Raw genomic sequence first — 21,936 nt, forward strand, 5'->3', positions numbered from 1 at the left:
AGAATAATTTGAATTTGGTGCCTGGAATTTTTTTTCTCAGCTGGGGTTGACTCCCTCAACCTTCACCAAGGTTTCTGTTGACATATTTGGTCGTCTGACTTAACGCTCACAAACTGCAAAACAAAAATCTGTTTATTTAATAGGATTATTGGAATTTGGTGCTTGGAATTTATTTCCTCGGCTGGGGTTGACTCCCTCAACCTTCACCAAGGTTTCTGTTGACATATTTGGTCGTCTGACCCAGCCGTCCCAAGGTCAAAGGGCAAAACCCAGCAACCTAGTGGTTGCTAGTTTTAATTTTTTAAATAATATCAAGCAGGCTTGAATTATTTTCAAAATAAAAACCCACCTATTTTAGGTGGGTTTTGCTCTCTCTGGTGACCTGGCTGGGGCTCGAACCCAGGACCCTCTCCTTAAAAGGGAGATGCTCTACCAACTGAGCTACCAGGTCATATTATGATTATTGTTCAAATACCATGAAAAAAATGGCGATAGCGGCTGCAAATATACTATCATTAATTAATTTTTCAAGTCCATTTAAAGATTAATTTAGGTTTTCTTTGAAATCCCTTATAATTAATACATTTTTACCAAAAGTTTGAAAATGAAAGTAGTCCTGATTGGATATATGGGTAGTGGGAAAACTACAGTAGGGAAGCTACTTGCAAAAGAGCTGGGTTCAGAGTTCATAGACCTGGATGATTATATAGAGAGCAGTTTAAATAAGAAGATAACACACATCTTTAAGACCAAAGGAGAACTGTATTTTAGAAAAAATGAGAGTGAATTGCTGAATGAGATACTTGATGACAAACGCGATTTGGTAATAGCATTAGGAGGAGGAACGCCTTGTTATGGTGTCAATATGAATACAATTCTTCAAAAAACAGACCTTGTTTTTTATCTTAAGTTATCAATCGCTACTTTGACCGAAAGACTACATCAGGAGAAGGAGCACAGGCCTTTAATTTCTCACCTTAAAGACGAAGATTTATCCCAGTTTATAGGGAAACATCTATTCGAAAGGGGTGTTTATTATTCACGTGCCAATTACACGGTCTCCGGGGACCATAAGAATTCGGAATTGGTAAAAGAGGAAATAGTAGCGCTACTCCCCTAAATAGATCGCATCATTTTTTGACTTGAATTCTACTATGACATGTTCCTGCAAAGAGGTGGAAAGAGAAATGCCTTTAAAATCTGCTTTCACAGGATATTTTTTATGATTTCTGTTTACCAGAACAGCTGTTTTTAATTGCTTTAATGGGGTTTTAAGAAAATGATGTACTCCATAAATAAGAGTAGTTCCCGAATTTAAAACGTCATCCACCAGTACAACAGATTTATTTTTGTATTCACTTTCCGGGATAGACATGGTAACCCCGCTTTTAATAGGATCCTTTTTGTCCATCATCACCTTGCACAATACAATTTCTGCTGTGGTTATGTCTTTCAGAACAGTTTGTAATTTTTTTGCAAAATTTAAGCCTCCCCCCACAATTCCTGCGATTATAATTTTTTTCTCGGATACATTGGTCTCATAGATTTGATAGGCAATCCTTCTGATCTTATGTTGTATCTGTACGTGGGAAAGTATTTTATTTTGCATAATGGCACCAAATTATTTTTCAAAGATAAAAAACAGTTCCTTATCTTTTCTGGGTAGTATAGAGTTCATAGACCTGGCCAGAACATTTATCGTAAAGGTAGGATGGAATAATTCTTCGTATTCTTTTAGGCTACCACCAAATGGAGGACCCTTTAGCGTTAATGGAAAGTCGAATAAAAGGCCTGCCAGCTTGCCTCCGGGTTTTAATAGTTGAAACATTTTTTGTACATAGTTTTTACGCAGTGCCGGATTTAGTGCACAAAAAAAAGTTTGTTCCAGGATCAGATCGAAATCCTGGTTCTCCAGATTAAAAAAATCTCCACAAATTAATTGACTGTGGGGAATTTCTGGAATTTTTGCCTTTATTTTATCCAAAGGTTGCCTGGCAAGATCTATGACATGTATATTTTTAAAACCCGAATTGTAGAGGTACACTACTTCATAGCCATTACCGGCTCCGGGAACCAATATCTTCAGGTTTTTATTTTCAAGTTGATCGATATATTCTTTGAGGGGAGTAGACACAGAACCTATATCCCATCCCAAATTATTACTTGCATAGCGCTCTTCCCAATAGTCTTTATTCAGATTCATCCAGATAATCTTCTATATCCCGCCTTTCTTTTTTGGTAGGCCGGCCTTCGCCTTTTTGTCTAGTATGCTTTTTATTTAATTGCATTAACTTTTGGTTTTCAAATACTTCTTTCGGAGTGGTATCCTTTCTGTAAATATCTACCAATTTTGCACTTACCCGGCTCGTGGGTACATCCAGGACACTAAGTTCATAATTAATCTGATTTTTACGGACCATAATCTCATCCATTTTATAGACTTCCCTGGAAGGTTTAACCGTTTTTCCATTTATACGCACATGCCCTTTTTTACAAGCTTCAGAAGCCATATTGCGGGTCTTAAAATAGCGGATACTCCATAAATATTTATCTATACGCATTTACAAATAAAAATCTTTGTTAAGGACTTCAACAAAAATAGTGGAAAATTGTATCTTGCGGGCTTCAAAAGAAGATCTATGAAAGAAAAAGGAGTTTTACTCTTTATTGCTGTGTTGGCTATTATATCCTCATGTAGTAATGATGATAGTTCAGACGTTATAATTGTACCACCAAGGCCCCTTGCAGAGGTTGAAGCAGAAAATGACGCGGATATTAGAGAATATTTACAAACGCATTATTATAACTATGAAGAATTTGCAAACCCACCAGCGGATTTCAATTATAAGATAGTTTTGGATACAATAAGCGGTTCTGCTATCGATAAAATTCCTCTTATAGATCAGGTATCAACCATGACTATTCCGGTTTCTTCTGAAACTTTTAATTTGGATGAGGATGTAACTGTGGATCATACGCTATATTATCTTGCGGCACGCGAAGGAATTGGGGAAAGTCCTACTGTGGGAGATTCAACTTTTGTTGCATATGAAGGTCAATTACTTTCAGGCGATGTTTTTGACAGTAATATTACCTATACCTGGCAATACCTGCCCTTTTTTCTTAGGGGATATGCTGCCGGAGTTTCACAATTTAAGGTAGGTGGTGAAGTTATTTCTAATATTGATGGCACTGTAGACATTACTGGAAGTGGTATTGGCTTAATGTTCATCCCTTCCGGATTGGCGTATTTTGATAATCCACCATTAGGTAGCGGTATTTTTAATTATGACATCCTTGTTTTTCAGGTAAATACAGGTTTATTCATAGAATCTACAGATTACGATAACGACGGAATTCCTTCCATCATGGAAGATTTGAATAATAATGGAAATCTTTCTGATGATAATTCCGATGAAAGTGTGGAACTGTCTTCAGGATTTGGGTTCATACCTGATCATCTGGATATTGATGACGATCAGGATGGTATACTTACCAGAGATGAAATTGTTATTGACAATGAAGGAAATATTTCATTTCCTGATTCTGATGGAGACGGAACCCCTGATTATCGTGATCCTGATAGCTAATTAAAAAAAATAAGTTCAATTTAAAAGCCCGCTTTTTAGCGGGCTTTTTATATTAAATTGACTAATGAGCTAGAATTTAAAAGATAAACTAAATATTACCTGATCAGCCCTGGTATCTACCCGGCTTTGAGGTAAAGAGGTAATGTTCGTGTTAATAAAAGTGGCTATATTTTCTCCGAAACCCCTTTCATAACGAAGCTCTAATCCTATTCTTCCCAGATTAACTCCTGCACCCACATTCAATCCTACTGTAAAATCATTTTCTATATTATCTATAGAAATATCACTGAACTTTGAATTAAAAATATATTGAAATGAAGGACCTAGAAAGATGTTTAAAGGGCCAATTATTCTCCAACCCCCTAAAATAGGGATATCCAATTTGTCTATTTTAAGGTCACCGTCGGTATAGCCAGATTTTGTATGGGTATAAACCACTTCTGGTCTCAAATAAAATTTATCTCCTAATTTACCAAAAAGCCCAATGTGATAACCGACATTTGCATCCGGATTTTCTAACGCTTCGCCAACAGCTTCCAGGTAATCTCCATTGGAACTATAGTTTAGTCCTGCTTTAATACCGAAACCTGATTTTTTTTGTGCGAATGTTGATAAACATCCTATTAACAATAGGACAATTACTAGTGTGTTTTTCATAATGTTCTCATTTTTATTGCTTTGCGGAATCTAAATGGAACCGCGTGTTTTTATGTCTTTCTTTTTAACACCCCTAAAACGGCTTTTTCTATAGCTTTATTATCCAAACCATATTTTTCCATTAACTGATCGGGGGTGCCACTTTCTCCGAAAGTATCCTTTGTTGCAATAAATTCCTGGGGTACTGGATAATTTGTTGTTAAAGTCCTTGCCACACTTTCTCCAAGTCCACCTAAATAATTATGCTCTTCTGCAGTTACTATGGCACCAGTTTTCTGTACTGATTTAATTATGGCTTGCTCATCCAATGGCTTAATGGTATGTATGTTGATTACCTCAGCTGAAATGCCCTTGCTTTCCAGGTTTTCAGCCGCAATTAAAGATTGCCAGACTAAATGTCCTGTGGCCACTATGGTCACATCCGCACCTTCATTTAAAAGAACTGCTTTTCCTATCTCAAAATTCTGATCTACAGGAGTAAAATTAGCTACAGCAGGTCTTCCAAATCTCAAATAAACCGGCCCTTCATGTTCCGCTATAGCAATGGTGGCCGCTTTTGTCTGATTGAAATCGCAGGTGTTAATCACCGTCATACCGGGTAACATTTTCATTAATCCAATATCTTCAAGAATTTGGTGTGTTGCTCCATCTTCGCCAAGGGTTATACCAGCATGAGAAGCACATATTTTTACATTCTTACCGGAGTAAGCTATTGACTGTCTGATCTGATCATAAACCCTGCCGGTTGAAAAGTTGGCAAAAGTTCCGGTAAAAGGGATATATCCTCCAATGGTAAGTCCGGCTGCAATGCCCATCATATTTGCCTCAGCGATTCCAACCTGGAAAAAACGCTCAGGATTTTCATTTATGAATTCCTGAATTTTAAGAGAACCTACCAAATCAGCACAAAGAGCCACTACTTTTGGATTTGTACGACCGAGCACGGTCATACCGGCTCCGTATCCACTTCTGGTATCCTTCTTTCCTTGATCTATATACTTTTTCATTAATTCGATTTTTCGTATTCAGGATTAATAGTCCCCGAGTGTTTCCGGATTCTGACTTAATGCAATTTCTAATTGTTGATCATTGGGTGCTTTACCATGCCATGCATGTGTATACATCATAAAATCTACTCCATGTCCCATTACAGTATCCATGATTATACAAACCGGTTTACCTTTACCCGTTCTTTGCTTCGCTTCTTTAAGACCTTGTATTATTTCCTCCAGATTATTTCCATTTTTAATTTCCAGGGTATCCCATCCAAAAGCTTCAAACTTTTTCTTTAAGTCACCCATGGGTAATACATCTGAGGTGGCACCATCAATTTGTTGACCATTATGATCAATGGTAGCTATTAAATTATCGACCTTATTTCCTGCAGCATACATAATCGCCTCCCAGTTCTGGCCTTCTTGTAATTCGCCATCTCCATGCAGACTATATACCAGGTGCTCGTCCTTATTTAATTTTTTTGCCAATGCTGCCCCGATAGCAACAGACATACCCTGTCCTAAGGAGCCGGAAGCAATTCGTACCCCGGGTAATCCTTCATGTGTAGCAGGATGACCTTGCAGGCGAGAATTCAATAATCTAAATGTTTGTAATTCTTCAACGGGGAAGTAACCACGCCTGGCCAGTACACTATAAAAAAGGGGAGAAATATGGCCGTTGGACAAAAAGAACAGATCCTCATCCCGTCCATTCATGTCAAAACTTTCTTTTAATTCCATGGTTTCATTGTACAAGGCTACCATAAATTCTGTACATCCCAACGAGCCTCCGGGGTGGCCCGAATTTACTTTATGCACCATACGTACAATGTCTCGGCGAACTTGTGAAACGAGGTCTTGTAATTCCTTTAATTCTGACATTTTATCTCTGTTTTATCAGCCTCAAATGTAATGGCAAACTTTTGCCTGCACAAGAGTAGTTATAATATTTTATTAACGTTAGAACCATTAATGGAACTTTATTTTTTTGTTAAGTATTTTATGCATGCCAGTTGAGTATATTTGCCATTGAATTCTTGCTTTGAAGTTTAAATTAGAACATACAGATTCTGGAACACAGGCCCGCGCGGGAGAAATAATAACCGACCACGGTGTAATTAAGACTCCAATATTTATGCCAGTGGGAACGGCCGGGTCCGTCAAAGGAGTACATCAGAGGGAACTTCGGGATGAAATTGATCCGGATATTATTTTAGGTAATACTTACCATTTATTTTTAAGGCCAAAAATTCCAATTTTGGAACAGGCAGGTGGGCTTCATAAGTTTATGGGATGGGATAGAAATATTCTTACTGATAGTGGGGGTTACCAGGTATACTCACTGTCTGCCAACAGGAAAATAAAAGAAGAAGGTGTAAAGTTTAAATCTCATATTGATGGCTCTTTACATATGTTTACTCCCGAAAATGTTATGGAAATCCAAAGGGCAATTGGGGCGGATATTATTATGGCTTTTGACGAGTGTACGCCATATCCGTGTGAATACAACTATGCAAAACAATCTATGCGCATGACCCACCGATGGTTAGACAGATGCATAGCGCACTTGGATAAGATACCTTTTAAGTATGGCTATTCGCAGTCGTTCTTTCCAATTGTACAAGGATCTACTTTTAAGGACCTGCGGATTCAGTCTGCCGAGTACATTGCAAATGCCGGGGCAGTAGGTAATGCCATAGGTGGTCTGTCTGTTGGAGAACCGGCGGAGGAAATGTACGCGATGACCGAGGTCGTATGTACTATTTTGCCAAAGGATAAACCGCGGTACCTTATGGGGGTGGGAACACCAATTAATATTTTAGAGAATATCGCGTTAGGAATAGATATGTTTGATTGTGTAATGCCCACCAGAAATGCAAGGAATGGTATGTTATTTACGGCACATGGGACTATAAATATCAAAAATAAAAAATGGGAGAATGATTTTTCCCAGATTGATGAAGAGGGAACTACCTTCGTTGATAGAGAATACACTAAAGCATATTTGCGGCATTTATTTGCGGCAAATGAATATTTGGGGAAGCAAATCGCCACTATTCACAACCTTGGTTTTTATATGCGATTAGTTCGGGAGGCCAGAAAGCATATTTTGGAAGGAACTTTTTTAAATTGGAAAGATCAGATGGTGCGGCAGATGGATAAGAGATTATAAGTATGACAATATTAGACAAATACATACTAAAACGGTATCTGGCCACCTTTGGAACGATGTTGTTGCTTTTTGTACCTATTGGCATCATGCTTAATCTGGCTGAGCAGATAGGGAAGATGATAGACAATGAAGCCCCTCTGAATGAAATACTAATTTACTATCTCAACTTTACCATATACATTGGTAGTTTGTTGTTTCCGATATTCTTGTTTTTATCAATTATTTTCTTTACCTCCAAATTGGCCAATAATACGGAAATAGTAGCTATTCTGAGTTCCGGAGTTTCATATAGCCGCTTTTTGCGACCCTACTGGATAGGAGCAAGTATAATTGCGGTAATGATGTTTTTTATGGGAATGTTCATTGTGCCTAATGCGAGCAAAGGGTATAATGAGTTTAAGTTTGAATATTTAAAAAGAGGTAGAAAAGACCGGGTAACCAGTAATATTTTTAACCAACTGAATGAAAATGATTATATATATGTCAGTAGTTTTGATCCGGCAAGAAGAATAGGTTACAATTTTACTTTTGAACACTTTAATGATCAAAATCAACTGGATTATAAGATATCTGCAAGTAATATTCGCTGGGTACCAAAAGACAGCTTGTATAGATTAACATCATACACTAAACGGAAGATAAGGGCAAATACTGAAATTATTGAGAAAAAAAGAAGGCTGGATACTTTATTCATATTTAATATTGAAGACTTAACGCCAGTTTCCTATGTGGCTGAGACCAAGAATTTATTTGAACTTGATGAATTTATCGAGGTTCAGAAGAAAAAGGGAGCATCAAATATAAATACTTATATATTGGTAAAATACAGACGGTGGGCACTACCAATTACCGCCTTTATTCTTACCGTTATTGGGGTGGCAGTTTCTTCGGTGAAACGCCGCGGAGGGATGGGCGTTAACCTTGCCTTTGGAATAGGGGTTGCCTTTATTTACATATTTTTTGACAAAGTTTTTGGTACTCTGGCCGAGCAATCTGGCTTTTCTCCTTTACTGGCCGTAATAATACCAAATCTGGTATTTGGTATTTTAGGATATTATTTGCTTAAAAATGCCAAACGATAAGTTAAAAAACTACCTGCATCTTCACCTGATTGTATTTATTTGGGGCTTTACGGCTGTACTTGGGAAGTTAATTTCAATAGATGCAATACCATTAGTATGGTATAGAATGTTAATTGCTTCTTCTTTGGTTGGAGTTTTTATTTTTTTTAAGGATTATTCCCTTAGGCTAAGTAATAAAACGTTATTGGTTATGTTGGTGGCCGGCGTTATAATAGCGTTGCACTGGGTCACATTTTTTAAAGCAATTAAAGTATCTAATGTATCCATTACATTGGTAACAATGTCTACTGGCGCATTTTTTACTGCATTTCTGGAGCCAATATGGTATGGCAGGAAAATGATTTGGTATGAAGTGGTATTTGGCTTGATGGTTGTTTTTGGTTTATACCTTATTTTTAATGTAAATACTTCTTTTAGTTTAGGTATGGGTCTGGCTCTTATTTCTGCACTCCTCGGAGCTATTTTTACCTTAATTAACGGACAATTAATTAAAACAAATAAGCCGTCTGCTATAGCGTTTTACGAATTAATAGGTGGTGTACTCTTTATCTCAATTTATCTGGCAATTAACGGATCCTTCACTAAGGATTTTTTTATACTTCCATTAAGTGATTGGTTTTTCATCTTTATACTGGCCTCTGTATGTACTGCATATGCTTTTATTGCTGCAATTAAGGTTATGAGATTTATCAGCCCATATACCGTTATGCTCACTACTAATTTGGAACCTGTTTATGGTATTTTTCTGGCACTTTTAATTTTTGGACAAAATGAAAAAATGAGCCATCTTTTTTATATTGGAGCCTTGATTATAGTTACTACTATAATTGCTAATGGTATCTTAAAGAATAGGGGAAAATCTAATACTAAAAATGGAATAAAAGGTAAGGTTTTGTGATGTGCTTATTTATTTAATGTATAAGACGACATAATATTTTATATTTGTTCAGACAATCAAACTAATACTATCTTTAGAAGTATTAAAAACCTTTTTTAATGGAATATTTGGAATTTGAACTTCCTATTAAGGAATTGGTAGAGCAATTGGAAAAATGCGAGATTATTGGCGAGGAGAGTGATGTTGATGTAACTGAGACCTGCCGGCAAATTGAAAAAAAATTAGACGAAACTAGGAAAGATATCTATAAAAATCTTTCGGCGTGGCAGAGGGTACAACTTTCAAGACATCCGAACAGACCTTATACCCTGGATTATATTAAAGCCATTTGTGGGGATACCTTTTTAGAATTACATGGGGATAGGAATGTGAAAGATGATAAAGCCATGATTGGTGGTCTGGGTAAAATTGGAGACCAAAGTTATATGTTTATTGGCCAACAGAAGGGATATAATACAAAGACCAGGCAGTACAGGAATTTTGGGATGGCTAATCCTGAGGGATATAGGAAAGCGCTCAGACTTATGAGATCTGCTGAAAAATTTGGAATCCCTGTTGTTTGTTTAATAGACACACCTGGTGCTTATCCGGGAATAGAAGCAGAACAGCGAGGACAAGGGGAAGCTATAGCCAGAAATATACTTGAAATGACCCGCCTTAAGGTACCAATTATTGTATTGATTATAGGGGAAGGTGCTTCCGGTGGTGCATTGGGAATAGGAGTAGGTGACAGGGTATTGATGCTCGAAAATACGTGGTACTCTGTAATATCGCCTGAATCCTGTTCTTCAATTTTATGGAGAAGTTGGGAATACAAAGAAATTGCGGCTGAGGCATTAAAACTTACCGCTACAGACATGAAAAAATTAAAATTAATAGATGAAATTGTTCGGGAACCAGCTGGGGGTGCTCATAGTAACAGAGAAAAAACTTTTGAAATCGTAAAAAATAAAATTGCTAAGAATTATGATGATCTAAAAAAGTTATCACCAAAAGAATTAGTTGCCGCCCGAATGAATAAGTACGCAAATATGGGCGTATTTAACGGCTAATCAGCGTTTTTATCAGGATGAATAAAATCCGGGGAATTCATTCTCCGGATTTTTTTGGTTATCAACACAATTTCGTAACTTATCAACATACTAAATGTTAATTAACGGTTGATATCCGATAGGCTTAATTTAAAGTTAACTTAAGGTTAATTGCATACTTTTACCCCATGGAAAAACCCAGCCCAATTATTGGTCATAAAATAGGCAAGCCAGCAATCATCAACCTTGAGAAAGGTAAGATTCCTCCTCAAGCTGTTGATTTAGAGGAAGTTGTACTTGGTGCAATGATGATTGATAAGAAAGGTGTGGATGAGGTTATAGATATTTTACATCCTGATGCATTTTATAAAGATGCACATCGATATATATACGAAGCTATCTTTAAACTGTTCGAAAGTTCGGAACCGGTGGATTTATTAACCGTTTCCAGCCAACTAAGGAAGGATGAGCGACTTGAGGCCGTGGGGGGAGATTTTTATTTAATAAAATTGACTCAAAAAGTAGCTTCATCTGCACATATTGAGTTCCATGCAAGGATTATTCTTCAGAAGTACATTCAGCGTAGCCTAATTAAAATTTCCAGTGAAATTATTGAGGATGCTTATACAGATTCTACCGATGTTTTTGACCTCTTGGATAACGCGGAATCCAAATTATATGAAGTTACCCAGGGAAATTTAAAGCGTTCGGCTGAAACAGCTCAAAATCTGGTGATTCAGGCCAAAAAGAAAATTGAGGAAATATCTAACAAAGATGGTTTAAGTGGAATTCCTTCCGGATTTGACAAGGTAGACAAACTTACTTCCGGATGGCAGCCAAGTGATTTGATAATTATAGCCGCGCGACCAGGTATGGGTAAAACTGCGCTCACTCTGTCAATGGCGAGGAATATGGCTGTCAATTCCAATATCCCTGTGGCCTTTTTCTCTTTGGAGATGTCTTCAGTTCAATTAATCACCAGGCTGATATCATCAGAAACCGGTTTGCCATCAGAGAAACTAAGGACTGGAAGACTGGAAAAACATGAATGGGAACAACTAAATGTAAAAGTAAAAGCACTCGAAAATGCTCCCTTATTTATAGACGATACGCCTTCACTGTCCATTTTTGATCTTAGAGCAAAAGCGAGAAGATTAGCATCACAGCATAAAATTAAACTAATAGTTCTAGATTATTTGCAGCTAATGACAGCGGGTGGCAGCCAAAAAGGAGGAAATAGAGAACAGGAGATTTCCACTATTTCAAGAAATTTAAAGGCACTGGCTAAAGAATTAAATGTTCCGGTAATTGCTTTGTCTCAGCTTTCAAGGGCAGTTGAAACACGTGGAGGTAGTAAAAGACCAATATTGTCGGATCTGCGGGAATCTGGTGCTATTGAGCAGGATGCAGATATCGTTTCCTTTATTTATCGCCCCGAATATTATAAAATTGATGAATGGGATGATGAAGAGCGAACACCTACCCAGGGACAGGCAGAGTTCATTGTTGCTAAACACAGAAATGGTGGTTTAGATAATATTAGGTTAAAGTTTATTGCACAACTCGGTAAATTTGATAACTTGGATGACTTTGATTCGCCATTTGAGTTTCAGTCAAAGATGAATATAGATGGGGATAATCCATTCATTACAAAAAACCTTCCAAACGCCGAAGAAGCTTTTGGAAGTAATATGAATGAGAATTCCGATTTAGACCCGGATGACAATGATGTACCTTTTTAAAACCTGCTTACTCCAATTTAGAAAACCTGCCACTACCACCTTTCTGGTACTAATTCTATTTCTTTTTTTGGCTTCCTTTCAATCCAGAGCTTCTACAATTCTCATCCCCATGGATGCGGAAAGTCAGGAAAACCATTTGAAAGCATACGGCATTACTTACTGGGTATTAACTAAACAACAAAAGGTTCAATGGTTACTCAACTATAGAGGAGGTTCATTTTTATTACCCGATGGCGAAAGTATCAGGAAAGAGTGCCAGATTAGGGGTGTTACCTATGAAATCTTATCAGACGGACAGACACAATCAATTCTCGATGGGATAAGTAGTCCGTCTAAAAATCAGGAAGCAGTGATTCTTGAAAAAGCACCAAAAATAGCGGTTTACTCACCCAAGAATAATCAGCCATGGGATGATGCAGTAACCATGGCACTGACTTATGCGGAAATTCCTTATAGCACTATTTACGACGACGAAGTACTTGATAATAAACTTGTTTTATACGATTGGCTTCATTTACATCATGAAGATTTTACAGGGCAATATGGTAAATTTTATGGGGCTTACAGGGCGGCTCCATGGTATATTGAGGGGAAGCAGGAAGCTGAAGCCTTAGCGGCAAGGCTTGGATACAATAAGGTTTCAGAAGAGAAAAGAGCGGTTGTACTTAAAATAAGAAATTATGTAATAGGTGGAGGATTTATGTTTGCAATGTGCTCCGCAACGGATAGTTTCGATATTGCTCTTGCTGTAGATGGAATTGATATATGTGAACCTATGTTTGATGGGGATCCGTCAGATGCTAATTATCAAAGCAAGCTGGATTTTAAAAGGACCTTTGCTTTTACAGATTTTACATTGGAAAGAAACCCATTGCGCTATGAATTTTCATCAATTGATATGACCAGTAAACGCAACAATGTTGCAAAGGAAACTGATTATTTTAGCTTGATGGATTTTTCCGCAAAATGGGACCCTGTTCCAACAATGCTGTGCCAGAATCATACCTCTTTGGTTAAAGGTTTTATGGGGCAGACAACGGCTTTTGCCAGAGATGAAGTTAAGGCAACTGTACTTGTCTTAGGGGAAAATAAAATTAATGGTGAAGCGCGATATATTCATGGCATAAAGGGTAAAGGATTTTTCACTTTCTACGGAGGACATGATCCGGAAGACTACCAGCATAGGGTAGGGGATCCTAAGACCGAATTGGAACTTCATCCAAATTCACCTGGCTACCGGCTTATTTTAAACAATGTTTTATTTCCGGCAGCACGTAAGAAAAAACAAAAGACCTAACTTTTATCCATTATTAGTTTTTTCAGGATATGCTCTACCCCAAAATCATCATTGCTTAGGGTCCTGTAATTTGCTGCTTTTAAAACATTTGGGTGTGAATTGGCCATCGCAAAACTGTATTTTGCCAGGGCAAGCATTTCCAGGTCGTTATTGTAGTCTCCAAATACCAGAGTTTCTTCAGGGCCAATGCCGTGTTGCTCCTGTATCTTCTTTAACGCAAAACCTTTATGGGCATTTATATGAGATAAATCTACCCAGTTTTCACCAGAGACTTTGACCTTAAGTTTGCCTTCCAGGTGTTTTACCACTGGATATATGTGTTTTTCCGAGCCATCGTAGTGATATACAGCAATTTTCATTATTTCACCATCAAACTTCTGCAGATCTTCTAAAATCGCATATTTGGTATAGTATTCTTTAAGAGTATTGATAAATTCCGGAGAGTCACCAAGTATATAAGCATTATGTTTACAACATAATACTGGGAATGCCCCATCAATTTTACCTATAATACTAAGAATTGCATTCTTTGAAATTGGATCCAAAGGAGTTGAAATCAATTCCTGATCATTGTGTATAACCAAACCACCATTCTCTGCAATAATAATTATTTCACTTTGTATTTGACTTAGTTTTTCAGCAATGCTATTGTATTGGCGGCCACTGGCTGCCACAAAAAGGATTTCCCTTTTTTTCAATTCCTCATATAATTCAAAAAAATGTTGACTTACCTCATGCCTGGAATTCAAAAGCGTTCCATCCATGTCTGTAACTACCATTTTAATTGCCGATAAATTCATGTCTCTGTTTGTAAAGGGCAAAGGTATTTTTTATGTTTAAATTACTAGTAACTTTCATGAAGTTTTACAATAACAATTAACGAGATGAATATTTATCAAAAAGAAATACGATTAAAACCCTATAAGCGGGGCTTTCATTTAATTACGGAAACTATTAAAGATAACTTTCCAGAGTTACAAGGGATAAAGATGGGGATTCTAAATGTGTTCATAAAGCATACATCGGCAAGCTTAACTATTAATGAAAATGCAGACCCAACGGTGCGTTCAGATTTTGAGGCACATATGAATATCATGGTACCGGAAGATGCGCCATATTATGTTCACACCTATGAAGGTTCAGATGATATGCCTGCACATATAAAAGCTTCTCTATTGGGTTCATCTATTCAAATTCCAATTAGTAGAGGACAGTTAAATCTGGGCATTTGGCAAGGGATATATTTATGCGAACACAGAAACAACGCTTCAGGCCGTAGTTTAATCCTAAGTTGTTTTGGCAGTTAACTTTTTGTAGGTAAAAAAAAGCCCTGACGGTTTTAGTCAGGGCTTTAAAGCGAGAATTTATTTTTACTATTTTACCTTATCTACAATGGCTTTAAAAGCATCTGGGTGGTTCATTGCCAAATCTGCAAGGACTTTTCTATTAAGCTCTATTTTATTGGCTTTTACTTTACCCATAAATTGTGAATAAGACATTCCATGCAATCTTGCACCTGCATTAATACGAGTTATCCATAGTGCACGGAAATTTCTTTTCTTATTTCTACGGTCTCTATAAGCATATACCATTGCTTTTTCCACCGCATTTTTTGCTACTGTCCAGACGTTTTTACGTCTTCCAAAGTAACCTTTGGCTTGCTTCATCACCTTTTTTCTTCTGGCTCTGGAAGCGACTGAATTTACTGATCTTGGCATTTTTTTACATTTTTTGTAGTAGGCGGCTCAAAGAATTATTCTATAAACACTTTTAAAAGCCCAACTCCACGGTTAATACTAATTACCCAAAGAACAATTTATTTTAAACCTAATTGTCCCTTAATATTTGCGACATCAGAGTCATGTACTAATGTCGAATGCGTTAGCTTAAGCTTACGCTTTTTAGATTTCTTTGTCAAAATGTGACTCTTAAAAGCGTGCTTTCTTTTGATTTTACCAGAGCCTGTAAGCTTAAATCGCTTTTTTGCACTGGATTTTGTTTTCATCTTAGGCATTTTCTTCCTATTTGTTTATTAATCTCGCTTCTTCTCTTTCTTATTTTTTCGTCTTAGGAGCTATGAACATTGTCATTCGCTTTCCTTCAAGTCTTGGCATTTGCTCCACTTTGCCTAATTCTTCCAATTCCTGAGCTAGTTTTAATAAGAGTATTTCTCCCTTATCCTTATAAACTATAGATCTTCCTTTAAAAAAAACATAGGCCTTTAATTTAGCTCCGTCCTTAAGAAACTTTTCTGCATGTTTCTTTTTAAATTCATAATCGTGATCATCTGTATTAGGCCCAAATCTAATTTCTTTTACGATAACTTTGGTAGCTTTCGCCTTCATCACCTTTTCTCGCTTTTTCTGCTCGTAAAGGAATTTCTTGTAATCTATAATCTTGCATACTGGTGGATCAGCTTTTGGTGAAATTTCCACCAAATCCAGGCCTTGTTCTTCTGACAGGGCAATTGCTTTAGCAATGGGATATACCCCCACTTCCACATTATCACCTACCAAGCGAACACTTGGTGATGTAATTTTTTCATTAATATTATGAGGATTCTTGTTTTCCCTCCGAGGTTGGGGCCTAAATCTTCTTCGTATTGCTATGACTGATAAATTTAATTAAACGTTAATTTTTTTAAAATGACTTTAAGGTACTACTTATTTCCTTTTCGACCAAGTTTGCAAATTCATTTAGACTAAGCATTCCCAAGTCTTCACCCCCGTGCTTACGGACCGAAATTGTATTTTGTGCCTCTTCATTTTCACCTACGATAAGCATGAATGGTATTTTATTCATTTCTGCCTCACGTATTTTCTTCCCAACGGTTTCGTTCCTAACATCAACGAGCGCGCGAATTTCGTCATTTTCCAATGAATTTAAAACTTTTTTGGCATATTTTTCATGTTTCTCGCTTACAGGCAGAATAATAGCCTGATCTGGTGTGAGCCATAATGGAAAATTTCCTCCGGTATGTTCTAGTAGTAAGGCTACAAATCGTTCCATGCTGCCAAAAGGAGCCCTGTGTATCATAACAGGTCTGTGTGCCTCATTATCACTGCCCTTATAAGTAAGTTCAAAGCGTTCTGGAAGGTTGTAATCTACTTGAATTGTACCCAATTGCCAGTTTCTGCCAAGGGCATCTTTGACCATGAAATCTAATTTAGGACCGTAAAACGCAGCCTCACCTTTTTCAATTACAAAATCCAGGTTTTTTTCTTCAGCTGCATTAATAATTGCATTTTCAGCTTTATCCCAGTTTTCGATAGAACCAATATATTTTTCTGGCTTGTCTGGATCTCGTAAAGATACCTGAGCGGTAAAATTTTCAAAACCTAATGAGCCTAAAACATAAAGTGAAAGGTCAATCACATCAATAAATTCCTGATGTAACTGATCTGGTGTGCAAAATATATGTGCATCATCTTGCGTAAAACCCCTTACCCTTGTAAGTCCATGAAGTTCGCCACTTTGTTCGTAACGATAAACTGTGCCAAATTCAGCAAAACGTTTTGGGAGTTCTCTATAGCTCAATGGTTTTGAATTATATATTTCACAGTGATGAGGACAATTCATTGGTTTTAATAAAAATTCCTCATCTTCCTTAGGGGTATGAATAGGTTGAAAACTATCTTCTCCATATTTGTCATAATGTCCGGAAGTAACATACAATTCTTTTTGCCCAATATGTGGAGTAATTACCATTTCGTAACCAGCTTTTTTTTGAGCTTTCTTTAGGAAATTTTCAAGGCGTTCTCTCAAAGCTGCTCCCTTTGGAAGCCATAGTGGCAAACCTTGCCCTACTTTTTTAGAAAAAGTAAATAATTCTAATTCTTTACCTAGCTTCCTATGATCTCTTTTCTTCGCTTCTTCCAGCAATTCCAGATATTCCGTAAGTTCTTTTTGCTTTGGAAAGGAAATGCCGTAAACACGTGTGAGCTGTGTTTTATTCTCATCGCCACGCCAATAGGCTCCTGCAACATTCATTATTTTAATCGCTTTAACGATACCCGTATTGGGGATATGACCGCCTCTGCATAAATCAGTAAAGGTATCGTGATCACAAAATGTAATGCTGCCATCCTCAAGATTTTCAATTAGCTCTACCTTATATTCATTGTTCTGGTCCTTATAAAATTGTAACGCATCCTTCTTGGCAACTGAACGCATTTTAAAATTGTGTTTTCCACGCGCAATTTCCAGAGCTTTTTTTTCTATTGCCGGAAAATCTTTTTCAGAAATGGATTGCTCCCCAAAATCTACATCGTAGTAAAACCCATTTTCAATAGCCGGGCCAATAGTAAGTTTTATTCCGGGGTATAACTCCTCTAGGGCCTGGGCTATTATATGTGAGGAAGAGTGCCAAAATGCTTTTTTACCTTCTGTATTACTCCAGGTAAAAAGGATAAGTTTCCCATCTTCATTCAATGCCGAAACTGTTTCCACCACTGTATCATTGAATTTTGCGGATATGACATTCCTGGCTAAACCTTCACTAATGCTTTTGGCAACAGCTAAAGGAGTTATGCCTTTTTCATACTCTTTAACTGAACCGTCAGGGAGTGTTATTTTAATCATACGCTGATATGAGGATTTAATTGGCAAAGATAGCATCTTAGGAATATGAAGGCAAAATATCCCTAAATGATTTTCGTCGGACTTAGAAACGCAAATATTCTATTGATAATTTATTTATTGCTTGTAAAAATACCTTCCATTAGCACCTTAATACTATAAAAACCCATAGCTATGGCAGCAATGGCCAATATGAAACCAACTACGAGTACAGGGAGGTAAAATGAATGTTCGGTATTTTTGAATGCCTGAGATAGTACAAAAGGTGCTGTAAACATAAGTACAAGCGTGTAGGCCAGATATTTTAATCCTTTAATAATTAATTCTTTGTTCGTTCTCAAAACCGTTTCTTCATTTGTTTCAATTTGTCAAAAATAGGAATATTACCCTATATTTTGTTCCCTAAATTGTGGAATTTAATGGAAATACAATTACTTGAAGAGGCCAAAAAAGTGTTTCAATATAAATTTTAGGTACATCGGGATGAAGTTCAACATCAATGACATCCTCGCAGCTTATAAGTATCACAATGATTAAAAATATACCTAGTGACTTTTTCAAATTTTAAGCCAAATTTTACTGTATTATAAGTATTTGTTTATACTCCTGTACTATAGCAAAATACCCCAATGGAAATACATCGGGTTGCTCAACATTATCCAATAAATCAATATTATCAATATCGGTTATATCAAACACATTACCGCGAACAGTAGCCACCGGGGTGGAAAAAATCCCGGCATCATTAGTGGTTTGCTCAATGAGGAGATCCATATAGTTAAAAAAGGTCTGATCCACCCCCATTAATCTAATCTCTATTTCCGTATTGGGTTCAAATATTTGGTCATAGAAGTACGAAAAACTAAACTGCTGTCCTTTGTAAAATTTATCTTCTGTGACCAGAAATTCGCTCAAACTAAGGTCGAAAAGATAAAAACTATCCCTGTCAGGATCATCGGTAAACGTTATTATTACTTCTGTTTCATCATCATTGAAAAGTGTTCCATCTCCCTGAATTACAGAATCTATTGGAACCGCAGGTACGTATTTTGTGGTGGCAAGATAACGCCGGCCCTGGTGAGTTATCAATAAGGTAAAAACCCAATTCCTATCCAATATATTGGTAGGGATTCTTTGATCTGCATCAAAGTTGGGGTCCGGAGTGTAAATGCCGGATCCTGGTACTAACTCAGCTAAATTAGAAAAGCGGGTATCAATTACCCTATTACCTTCATATTCTTCGTATAGGATCACGACACTCTCTGCCGTGGTTGGCGTATTATTATTAAAAAAATCGCTGCTTAAGGATAATTTAACCTCCACTGGAATAAACTGTTCATCTATATCAACCCGTATAAGGGCATCTACAACCAGTCTTGGTTCCTCATTGGGAACTTCCACGTCTATGACATCTTCGCAGGCAACGTTTAGCACTAAAACCACTAAGAGGTAGATGTATTTTTTCATAGTAGAGATTAAAATTTAAAATTATAGGTTACTGAGGGTACAATTCCAAAAATAGAAGTACGCACAGCTTCATTAACACCGGTATCCTGATTTTCCCTGAAATTAATAGATGCCGCATTCATACGATTATAGACGTTATAAATGCTAAATACCCACTCGGACTTCCAGTTTCTCCCTTCATTTTTCTTTGGAGTCAGCGTAGCAGATATATCAAGTCTGTTGTAGTCCGGCAAGCGTTCCTGATTTCGTAATCCGTAATAGGGAACAACAATGCCCTGAAATTCAAACTGCCCCACCGGGTAATTGGTAGGCTGTCCGGTTTGAAAAATAAAATTGCTATTAAACGTCCATTTCTTATTTAGGGTGTAACTTCCAAATACCGAAAAATCATGTGTTTTATCATAAGGAGTGCTATACCATTGTCCGAGATTAATGCCTGTTTCCAAATTAGATCTGCCATTGTCTTCCACAGGAGCTCTTCCCGGAGTCCTTTGTTCTGAGCGGGATAAAGTATATGCAAGCCACCCTTGAAACTTTCCCTGGTTTTTTCTGAAAAGTAATTCAAGACCATATGCCCGGGCTGTGCCGTTTAAAATTACTTGCTCAATAGCATTATTGGCAATTAAATTTGCGCCGTCTATATAATCTATTCTGTTTTGTATGTCTTTATAGAAGACTTCCGTCTCAAAGGAATAATCCCCGTTTTTAATGTTTCTGAAATATCCAAGCGCATACTGATCCAGTAGCTGTGGTTTAACAAAAGGACCACTGGGTGTCCAGACGTCCAGAGGAGTAGGTGAACTGGTGTTAGATAATAAGTGAAGGTATTGTGCTAATCTTGTATAACTGGCTTTAAACGAATTATCCTGATTTAAGGTATAGGCCAAAGAAATACGTGGTTCTAAATTTGCGAATGTAGATAAAGTTTCACCAATTGGATTTATGGTTCCAATTGGTTCTGCTTCGCGATAGACAAGTAGAAAGGGGTCAAAAATTACCGGATTATTATTTTCATAAACGTTTAGTTCATCTTGTCCCAATCTCATAAAATAACTAAACCTTAAGCCATATTGTAATCTTAGGTCTTCTGTTACCTTATGTTCTACATCTACATAGGCCGCAAATTCATTAGCATATTTTTCAATAAGTTGTTCTTCGATAATTCCAGATTCCGGACTGTTTGGAATTATTTTCCCCGGATTAAATTTATAGTAGATATTATTTAACCCGTAATTAATTTGAAATTTTTCACTGAGATAGTGTTTAAGGTCATACTTGACATTAAAATTCTTAATACCTGAATTCCACTTAAATCCAACAAAATCCAGCTCCAATCCATAATAATAATCCGAATAAATTAGAGAGAGGTTGGAAAATAATTTATTAGAGAAGAGATGATTCCATCGAAAGTTGAGCACACTATTGCCATAGGTATTTTCAAAACTTTCGGAAATACTAAAAACATCTCTTCCAAAGTAACCTGAAAGGTAAATATTATTCCTTTCATTTATTTTATAATTTAGTTTAGCATTAAGGTCATAGAAATACGCTTTGTTGGGAATATCAAATAGTGGAAGAGCTAAATGTGCATAAGAGGCTCTGCCGCCAATTAAAAAGGCGGCCTTATCTTTTACAATCGGACCTTCTGCCAGTAATCTGCTTGCTACGGCACCGATGCCCCCAGTCATATGGAATTTGTTACTATTCCCTTCTTTTTGAAATATTTCAAGGACAGAAGATACACGTCCTCCATATCTGGCAGGAATACCGCCTTTAAATAATTTCACGTCCTTAATGGCATCCGGATTAAAGACAGAGAAAAAGCCAAACAAGTGGGAAGAATTAAAAATAGTTGCTTCGTCCAGCAGTATGAGGTTCTGATCTGCTGCACCACCACGCACGTTAAAACCAGAAGACGCCTCACCCGCACTGGTGACTCCTGGTAAAAGAAGCAGAGATTTTATTACATCTGCCTCTCCCAAAATCACTGGAATCTTTTTAATAGTTTGTACAGAAAGGGTATTCACACTCATTTGAGGCTTGCGAATATTAATTTTTTCTACATCTTCAGTTACCACAACTTCGTCTAATTGTTCGACCTCTTCAAACATTTCAAAATTTAATCTAAGGTCCTCGGTAAGTGATATGGTTTGTACTATGTCCTGATATCCCAAATAACTCAGTCTAATTTGATATTCTCCTTCAGGTAGTGTTAAGGAGTAAAAACCATAATCATTTGTGGTAACGCCAGTATTTATTTCAGGGACCAGTAAAGTAACTCCAATTAAAGTTTCATTACTCGAGGCTTCTGTAATTGTTCCACTTATGGTAAACCTTTGTTGAGAAAAGAGACAAATTGAGGAAAGAAAAAAAATTGTAATTAAGAATTGGCGTAAGGGTTGGTACATTAAAGCAATTTTCTTCAA

23 protein-coding genes and 1 tRNA gene are annotated in these 21,936 nt (G+C 37.0%); 9 read left to right on the forward strand and 15 right to left on the reverse strand.

Annotated features, from left to right (window positions below; all coding sequences use genetic code 11):
- Window positions 1-375 precede the first annotated feature (375 nt).
- A tRNA-Lys gene (locus WBN20_RS08015) sits at window positions 376-451 on the reverse strand.
- A gap of 153 nt (window positions 452-604) precedes the next feature.
- Between WBN20_RS08015 and WBN20_RS08020 the strand changes: the two genes are divergently transcribed.
- Window positions 605-1,120, forward strand: a complete 516-nt coding sequence (locus WBN20_RS08020) for a shikimate kinase (RefSeq protein WP_424281313.1) — start codon at window positions 605-607, stop codon at window positions 1,118-1,120.
- Here WBN20_RS08020 and WBN20_RS08025 read toward each other — a convergent pair.
- From WBN20_RS08025 to WBN20_RS08035, 3 genes are read right to left on the reverse strand one after another with little or no spacing between them, the layout of a single operon-like run.
- A complete protein-coding gene (locus WBN20_RS08025) occupies window positions 1,109-1,609 on the reverse strand; it encodes a phosphoribosyltransferase family protein (RefSeq protein ID WP_424273617.1) in 501 nt (166 codons plus the stop codon). The genes WBN20_RS08020 and WBN20_RS08025 overlap by 12 nt on opposite strands.
- Window positions 1,610-1,621: 12 nt before the next feature.
- The gene (locus WBN20_RS08030) at window positions 1,622-2,203 is read right to left on the reverse strand and encodes a methyltransferase domain-containing protein (protein WP_424281314.1); all 582 of its coding nucleotides are present in this window, start codon (window positions 2,201-2,203) and stop codon (window positions 1,622-1,624) included.
- The gene (locus WBN20_RS08035) at window positions 2,190-2,561 is read right to left on the reverse strand and encodes an RNA-binding S4 domain-containing protein (protein WP_424281315.1); all 372 of its coding nucleotides are present in this window, start codon (window positions 2,559-2,561) and stop codon (window positions 2,190-2,192) included. The genes WBN20_RS08030 and WBN20_RS08035 overlap by 14 nt, the downstream gene beginning before the upstream one ends.
- Window positions 2,562-2,639: 78 nt before the next feature.
- Between WBN20_RS08035 and WBN20_RS08040 the strand changes: the two genes are divergently transcribed.
- A complete protein-coding gene (locus tag WBN20_RS08040; protein ID WP_424275364.1) occupies window positions 2,640-3,590 on the forward strand; it encodes an FKBP-type peptidyl-prolyl cis-trans isomerase in 951 nt (316 codons plus the stop codon).
- 69 nt (window positions 3,591-3,659) lie between these two features.
- Here the strand turns inward: WBN20_RS08040 and WBN20_RS08045 are convergent, their stop codons facing one another.
- The 3 genes from WBN20_RS08045 to WBN20_RS08055 are packed head-to-tail and all read right to left on the reverse strand — an operon-like array spanning window position 3,660 to window position 6,124.
- Window positions 3,660-4,247 carry a porin family protein gene (locus WBN20_RS08045; protein WP_424281316.1) on the reverse strand — a complete coding sequence of 196 codons (588 nt, stop codon included), beginning with the start codon at window positions 4,245-4,247 and terminating at the stop codon, window positions 3,660-3,662.
- Window positions 4,248-4,297: 50 nt separating this feature from the next.
- Complete coding sequence (locus WBN20_RS08050) at window positions 4,298-5,254, reverse strand: transketolase family protein (protein WP_424275363.1); 957 nt, start codon at window positions 5,252-5,254, stop codon at window positions 4,298-4,300.
- A gap of 24 nt (window positions 5,255-5,278) precedes the next feature.
- The gene (locus tag WBN20_RS08055) at window positions 5,279-6,124 is read right to left on the reverse strand and encodes a transketolase (protein WP_424275362.1); all 846 of its coding nucleotides are present in this window, start codon (window positions 6,122-6,124) and stop codon (window positions 5,279-5,281) included.
- A 160-nt stretch (window positions 6,125-6,284) separates the two neighbouring features.
- Between WBN20_RS08055 and tgt the strand changes: the two genes are divergently transcribed.
- From tgt to WBN20_RS08085, 6 genes are all read left to right on the forward strand, one after another.
- The gene (gene tgt / locus WBN20_RS08060; RefSeq protein ID WP_424281317.1) at window positions 6,285-7,415 is read left to right on the forward strand and encodes a tRNA guanosine(34) transglycosylase Tgt; all 1,131 of its coding nucleotides are present in this window, start codon (window positions 6,285-6,287) and stop codon (window positions 7,413-7,415) included.
- 2 nt (window positions 7,416-7,417) lie between these two features.
- On the forward strand, window positions 7,418-8,497 hold the full coding sequence (locus tag WBN20_RS08065; RefSeq protein WP_424275360.1) for an LptF/LptG family permease: 1,080 nt from the start codon (window positions 7,418-7,420) through the stop codon (window positions 8,495-8,497).
- Window positions 8,484-9,395: a DMT family transporter gene (locus WBN20_RS08070; RefSeq protein WP_424275359.1), complete on the forward strand. Its 912-nt coding sequence runs from the start codon at window positions 8,484-8,486 to the stop codon at window positions 9,393-9,395. Before WBN20_RS08065 ends, WBN20_RS08070 begins: the two co-directional genes overlap by 14 nt.
- A gap of 98 nt (window positions 9,396-9,493) precedes the next feature.
- Complete coding sequence (locus WBN20_RS08075) at window positions 9,494-10,447, forward strand: acetyl-CoA carboxylase carboxyltransferase subunit alpha (RefSeq protein WP_424275358.1); 954 nt, start codon at window positions 9,494-9,496, stop codon at window positions 10,445-10,447.
- A 167-nt stretch (window positions 10,448-10,614) separates the two neighbouring features.
- Window positions 10,615-12,168, forward strand: a complete 1,554-nt coding sequence (gene dnaB / locus WBN20_RS08080; RefSeq protein WP_424281318.1) for a replicative DNA helicase — start codon at window positions 10,615-10,617, stop codon at window positions 12,166-12,168.
- Window positions 12,155-13,465, forward strand: coding sequence for an asparagine synthetase B (locus WBN20_RS08085; protein WP_424281323.1), 1,311 nt, complete (start codon window positions 12,155-12,157; stop codon window positions 13,463-13,465). The genes dnaB and WBN20_RS08085 overlap by 14 nt, the downstream gene beginning before the upstream one ends.
- On the opposite strand, the gene WBN20_RS08090 is transcribed toward WBN20_RS08085, so the two are convergent.
- The gene (locus WBN20_RS08090) at window positions 13,462-14,265 is read right to left on the reverse strand and encodes an HAD family hydrolase (protein WP_424271316.1); all 804 of its coding nucleotides are present in this window, start codon (window positions 14,263-14,265) and stop codon (window positions 13,462-13,464) included. The two genes, WBN20_RS08085 and WBN20_RS08090, sit on opposite strands and share 4 nt — an antisense overlap.
- A gap of 84 nt (window positions 14,266-14,349) precedes the next feature.
- Here WBN20_RS08090 and WBN20_RS08095 point away from each other — a divergent pair, with 84 nt between their 5' ends.
- Window positions 14,350-14,772, forward strand: coding sequence for a secondary thiamine-phosphate synthase enzyme YjbQ (locus WBN20_RS08095; protein ID WP_424275882.1), 423 nt, complete (start codon window positions 14,350-14,352; stop codon window positions 14,770-14,772).
- A 66-nt stretch (window positions 14,773-14,838) separates the two neighbouring features.
- On the opposite strand, the gene rplT is transcribed toward WBN20_RS08095, so the two are convergent.
- The 7 genes from rplT to WBN20_RS08130 all read right to left on the reverse strand — a co-directional run bounded on the left by rplT (window position 14,839) and on the right by WBN20_RS08130 (window position 21,918).
- Window positions 14,839-15,183: a 50S ribosomal protein L20 gene (gene rplT / locus WBN20_RS08100; protein WP_297704636.1), complete on the reverse strand. Its 345-nt coding sequence runs from the start codon at window positions 15,181-15,183 to the stop codon at window positions 14,839-14,841.
- A 98-nt stretch (window positions 15,184-15,281) separates the two neighbouring features.
- Window positions 15,282-15,479, reverse strand: a complete 198-nt coding sequence (gene rpmI / locus WBN20_RS08105; protein ID WP_299163788.1) for a 50S ribosomal protein L35 — start codon at window positions 15,477-15,479, stop codon at window positions 15,282-15,284.
- A 40-nt stretch (window positions 15,480-15,519) separates the two neighbouring features.
- Window positions 15,520-16,068 carry a translation initiation factor IF-3 gene (gene infC / locus WBN20_RS08110; RefSeq protein WP_424271323.1) on the reverse strand — a complete coding sequence of 183 codons (549 nt, stop codon included), beginning with the start codon at window positions 16,066-16,068 and terminating at the stop codon, window positions 15,520-15,522.
- A gap of 37 nt (window positions 16,069-16,105) precedes the next feature.
- Window positions 16,106-18,046, reverse strand: coding sequence for a threonine--tRNA ligase (gene thrS / locus WBN20_RS08115; protein WP_424281319.1), 1,941 nt, complete (start codon window positions 18,044-18,046; stop codon window positions 16,106-16,108).
- A gap of 110 nt (window positions 18,047-18,156) precedes the next feature.
- A complete protein-coding gene (locus WBN20_RS08120; protein ID WP_424271319.1) occupies window positions 18,157-18,384 on the reverse strand; it encodes a DUF6095 family protein in 228 nt (75 codons plus the stop codon).
- Window positions 18,385-18,619: 235 nt separating this feature from the next.
- Window positions 18,620-19,510 (reverse strand): DUF4249 family protein, encoded by an 891-nt coding sequence (locus WBN20_RS08125; RefSeq protein ID WP_424275880.1) that lies wholly within the window; start codon window positions 19,508-19,510, stop codon window positions 18,620-18,622.
- Between the two features lie 8 nt (window positions 19,511-19,518).
- A complete protein-coding gene (locus WBN20_RS08130; RefSeq protein WP_424281324.1) occupies window positions 19,519-21,918 on the reverse strand; it encodes a TonB-dependent receptor in 2,400 nt (799 codons plus the stop codon).
- Window positions 21,919-21,936: the final 18 nt, after the last annotated feature.

This window comes from Eudoraea sp., from assembly GCF_049665975.1.
In the GTDB taxonomy this organism is placed as follows: Bacteria; Bacteroidota; Bacteroidia; order Flavobacteriales; family Flavobacteriaceae; genus Eudoraea.

Coding starts and splice junctions, on each gene's coding strand:
- WBN20_RS08020 (WP_424281313.1), top strand. CDS start 605: ATGAAAGTAGTCCTGATTGGATATATGGGTAGTGGGAAAACTACAGTA.
- WBN20_RS08025 (WP_424273617.1), bottom strand. CDS start 1,609: ATGCAAAATAAAATACTTTCCCACGTACAGATACAACATAAGATCAGA.
- WBN20_RS08030 (WP_424281314.1), bottom strand. CDS start 2,203: ATGAATCTGAATAAAGACTATTGGGAAGAGCGCTATGCAAGTAATAAT.
- WBN20_RS08035 (WP_424281315.1), bottom strand. CDS start 2,561: ATGCGTATAGATAAATATTTATGGAGTATCCGCTATTTTAAGACCCGC.
- WBN20_RS08040 (WP_424275364.1), top strand. CDS start 2,640: ATGAAAGAAAAAGGAGTTTTACTCTTTATTGCTGTGTTGGCTATTATA.
- WBN20_RS08045 (WP_424281316.1), bottom strand. CDS start 4,247: ATGAAAAACACACTAGTAATTGTCCTATTGTTAATAGGATGTTTATCA.
- WBN20_RS08050 (WP_424275363.1), bottom strand. CDS start 5,254: ATGAAAAAGTATATAGATCAAGGAAAGAAGGATACCAGAAGTGGATAC.
- WBN20_RS08055 (WP_424275362.1), bottom strand. CDS start 6,124: ATGTCAGAATTAAAGGAATTACAAGACCTCGTTTCACAAGTTCGCCGA.
- WBN20_RS08065 (WP_424275360.1), top strand. CDS start 7,418: ATGACAATATTAGACAAATACATACTAAAACGGTATCTGGCCACCTTT.
- WBN20_RS08070 (WP_424275359.1), top strand. CDS start 8,484: ATGCCAAACGATAAGTTAAAAAACTACCTGCATCTTCACCTGATTGTA.
- WBN20_RS08075 (WP_424275358.1), top strand. CDS start 9,494: ATGGAATATTTGGAATTTGAACTTCCTATTAAGGAATTGGTAGAGCAA.
- dnaB (WP_424281318.1), top strand. CDS start 10,615: ATGGAAAAACCCAGCCCAATTATTGGTCATAAAATAGGCAAGCCAGCA.
- WBN20_RS08085 (WP_424281323.1), top strand. CDS start 12,155: ATGTACCTTTTTAAAACCTGCTTACTCCAATTTAGAAAACCTGCCACT.
- WBN20_RS08090 (WP_424271316.1), bottom strand. CDS start 14,265: ATGAATTTATCGGCAATTAAAATGGTAGTTACAGACATGGATGGAACG.
- WBN20_RS08095 (WP_424275882.1), top strand. CDS start 14,350: ATGAATATTTATCAAAAAGAAATACGATTAAAACCCTATAAGCGGGGC.
- rplT (WP_297704636.1), bottom strand. CDS start 15,183: ATGCCAAGATCAGTAAATTCAGTCGCTTCCAGAGCCAGAAGAAAAAAG.
- rpmI (WP_299163788.1), bottom strand. CDS start 15,479: ATGCCTAAGATGAAAACAAAATCCAGTGCAAAAAAGCGATTTAAGCTT.
- thrS (WP_424281319.1), bottom strand. CDS start 18,046: ATGATTAAAATAACACTCCCTGACGGTTCAGTTAAAGAGTATGAAAAA.
- WBN20_RS08125 (WP_424275880.1), bottom strand. CDS start 19,510: ATGAAAAAATACATCTACCTCTTAGTGGTTTTAGTGCTAAACGTTGCC.
- WBN20_RS08130 (WP_424281324.1), bottom strand. CDS start 21,918: ATGTACCAACCCTTACGCCAATTCTTAATTACAATTTTTTTTCTTTCC.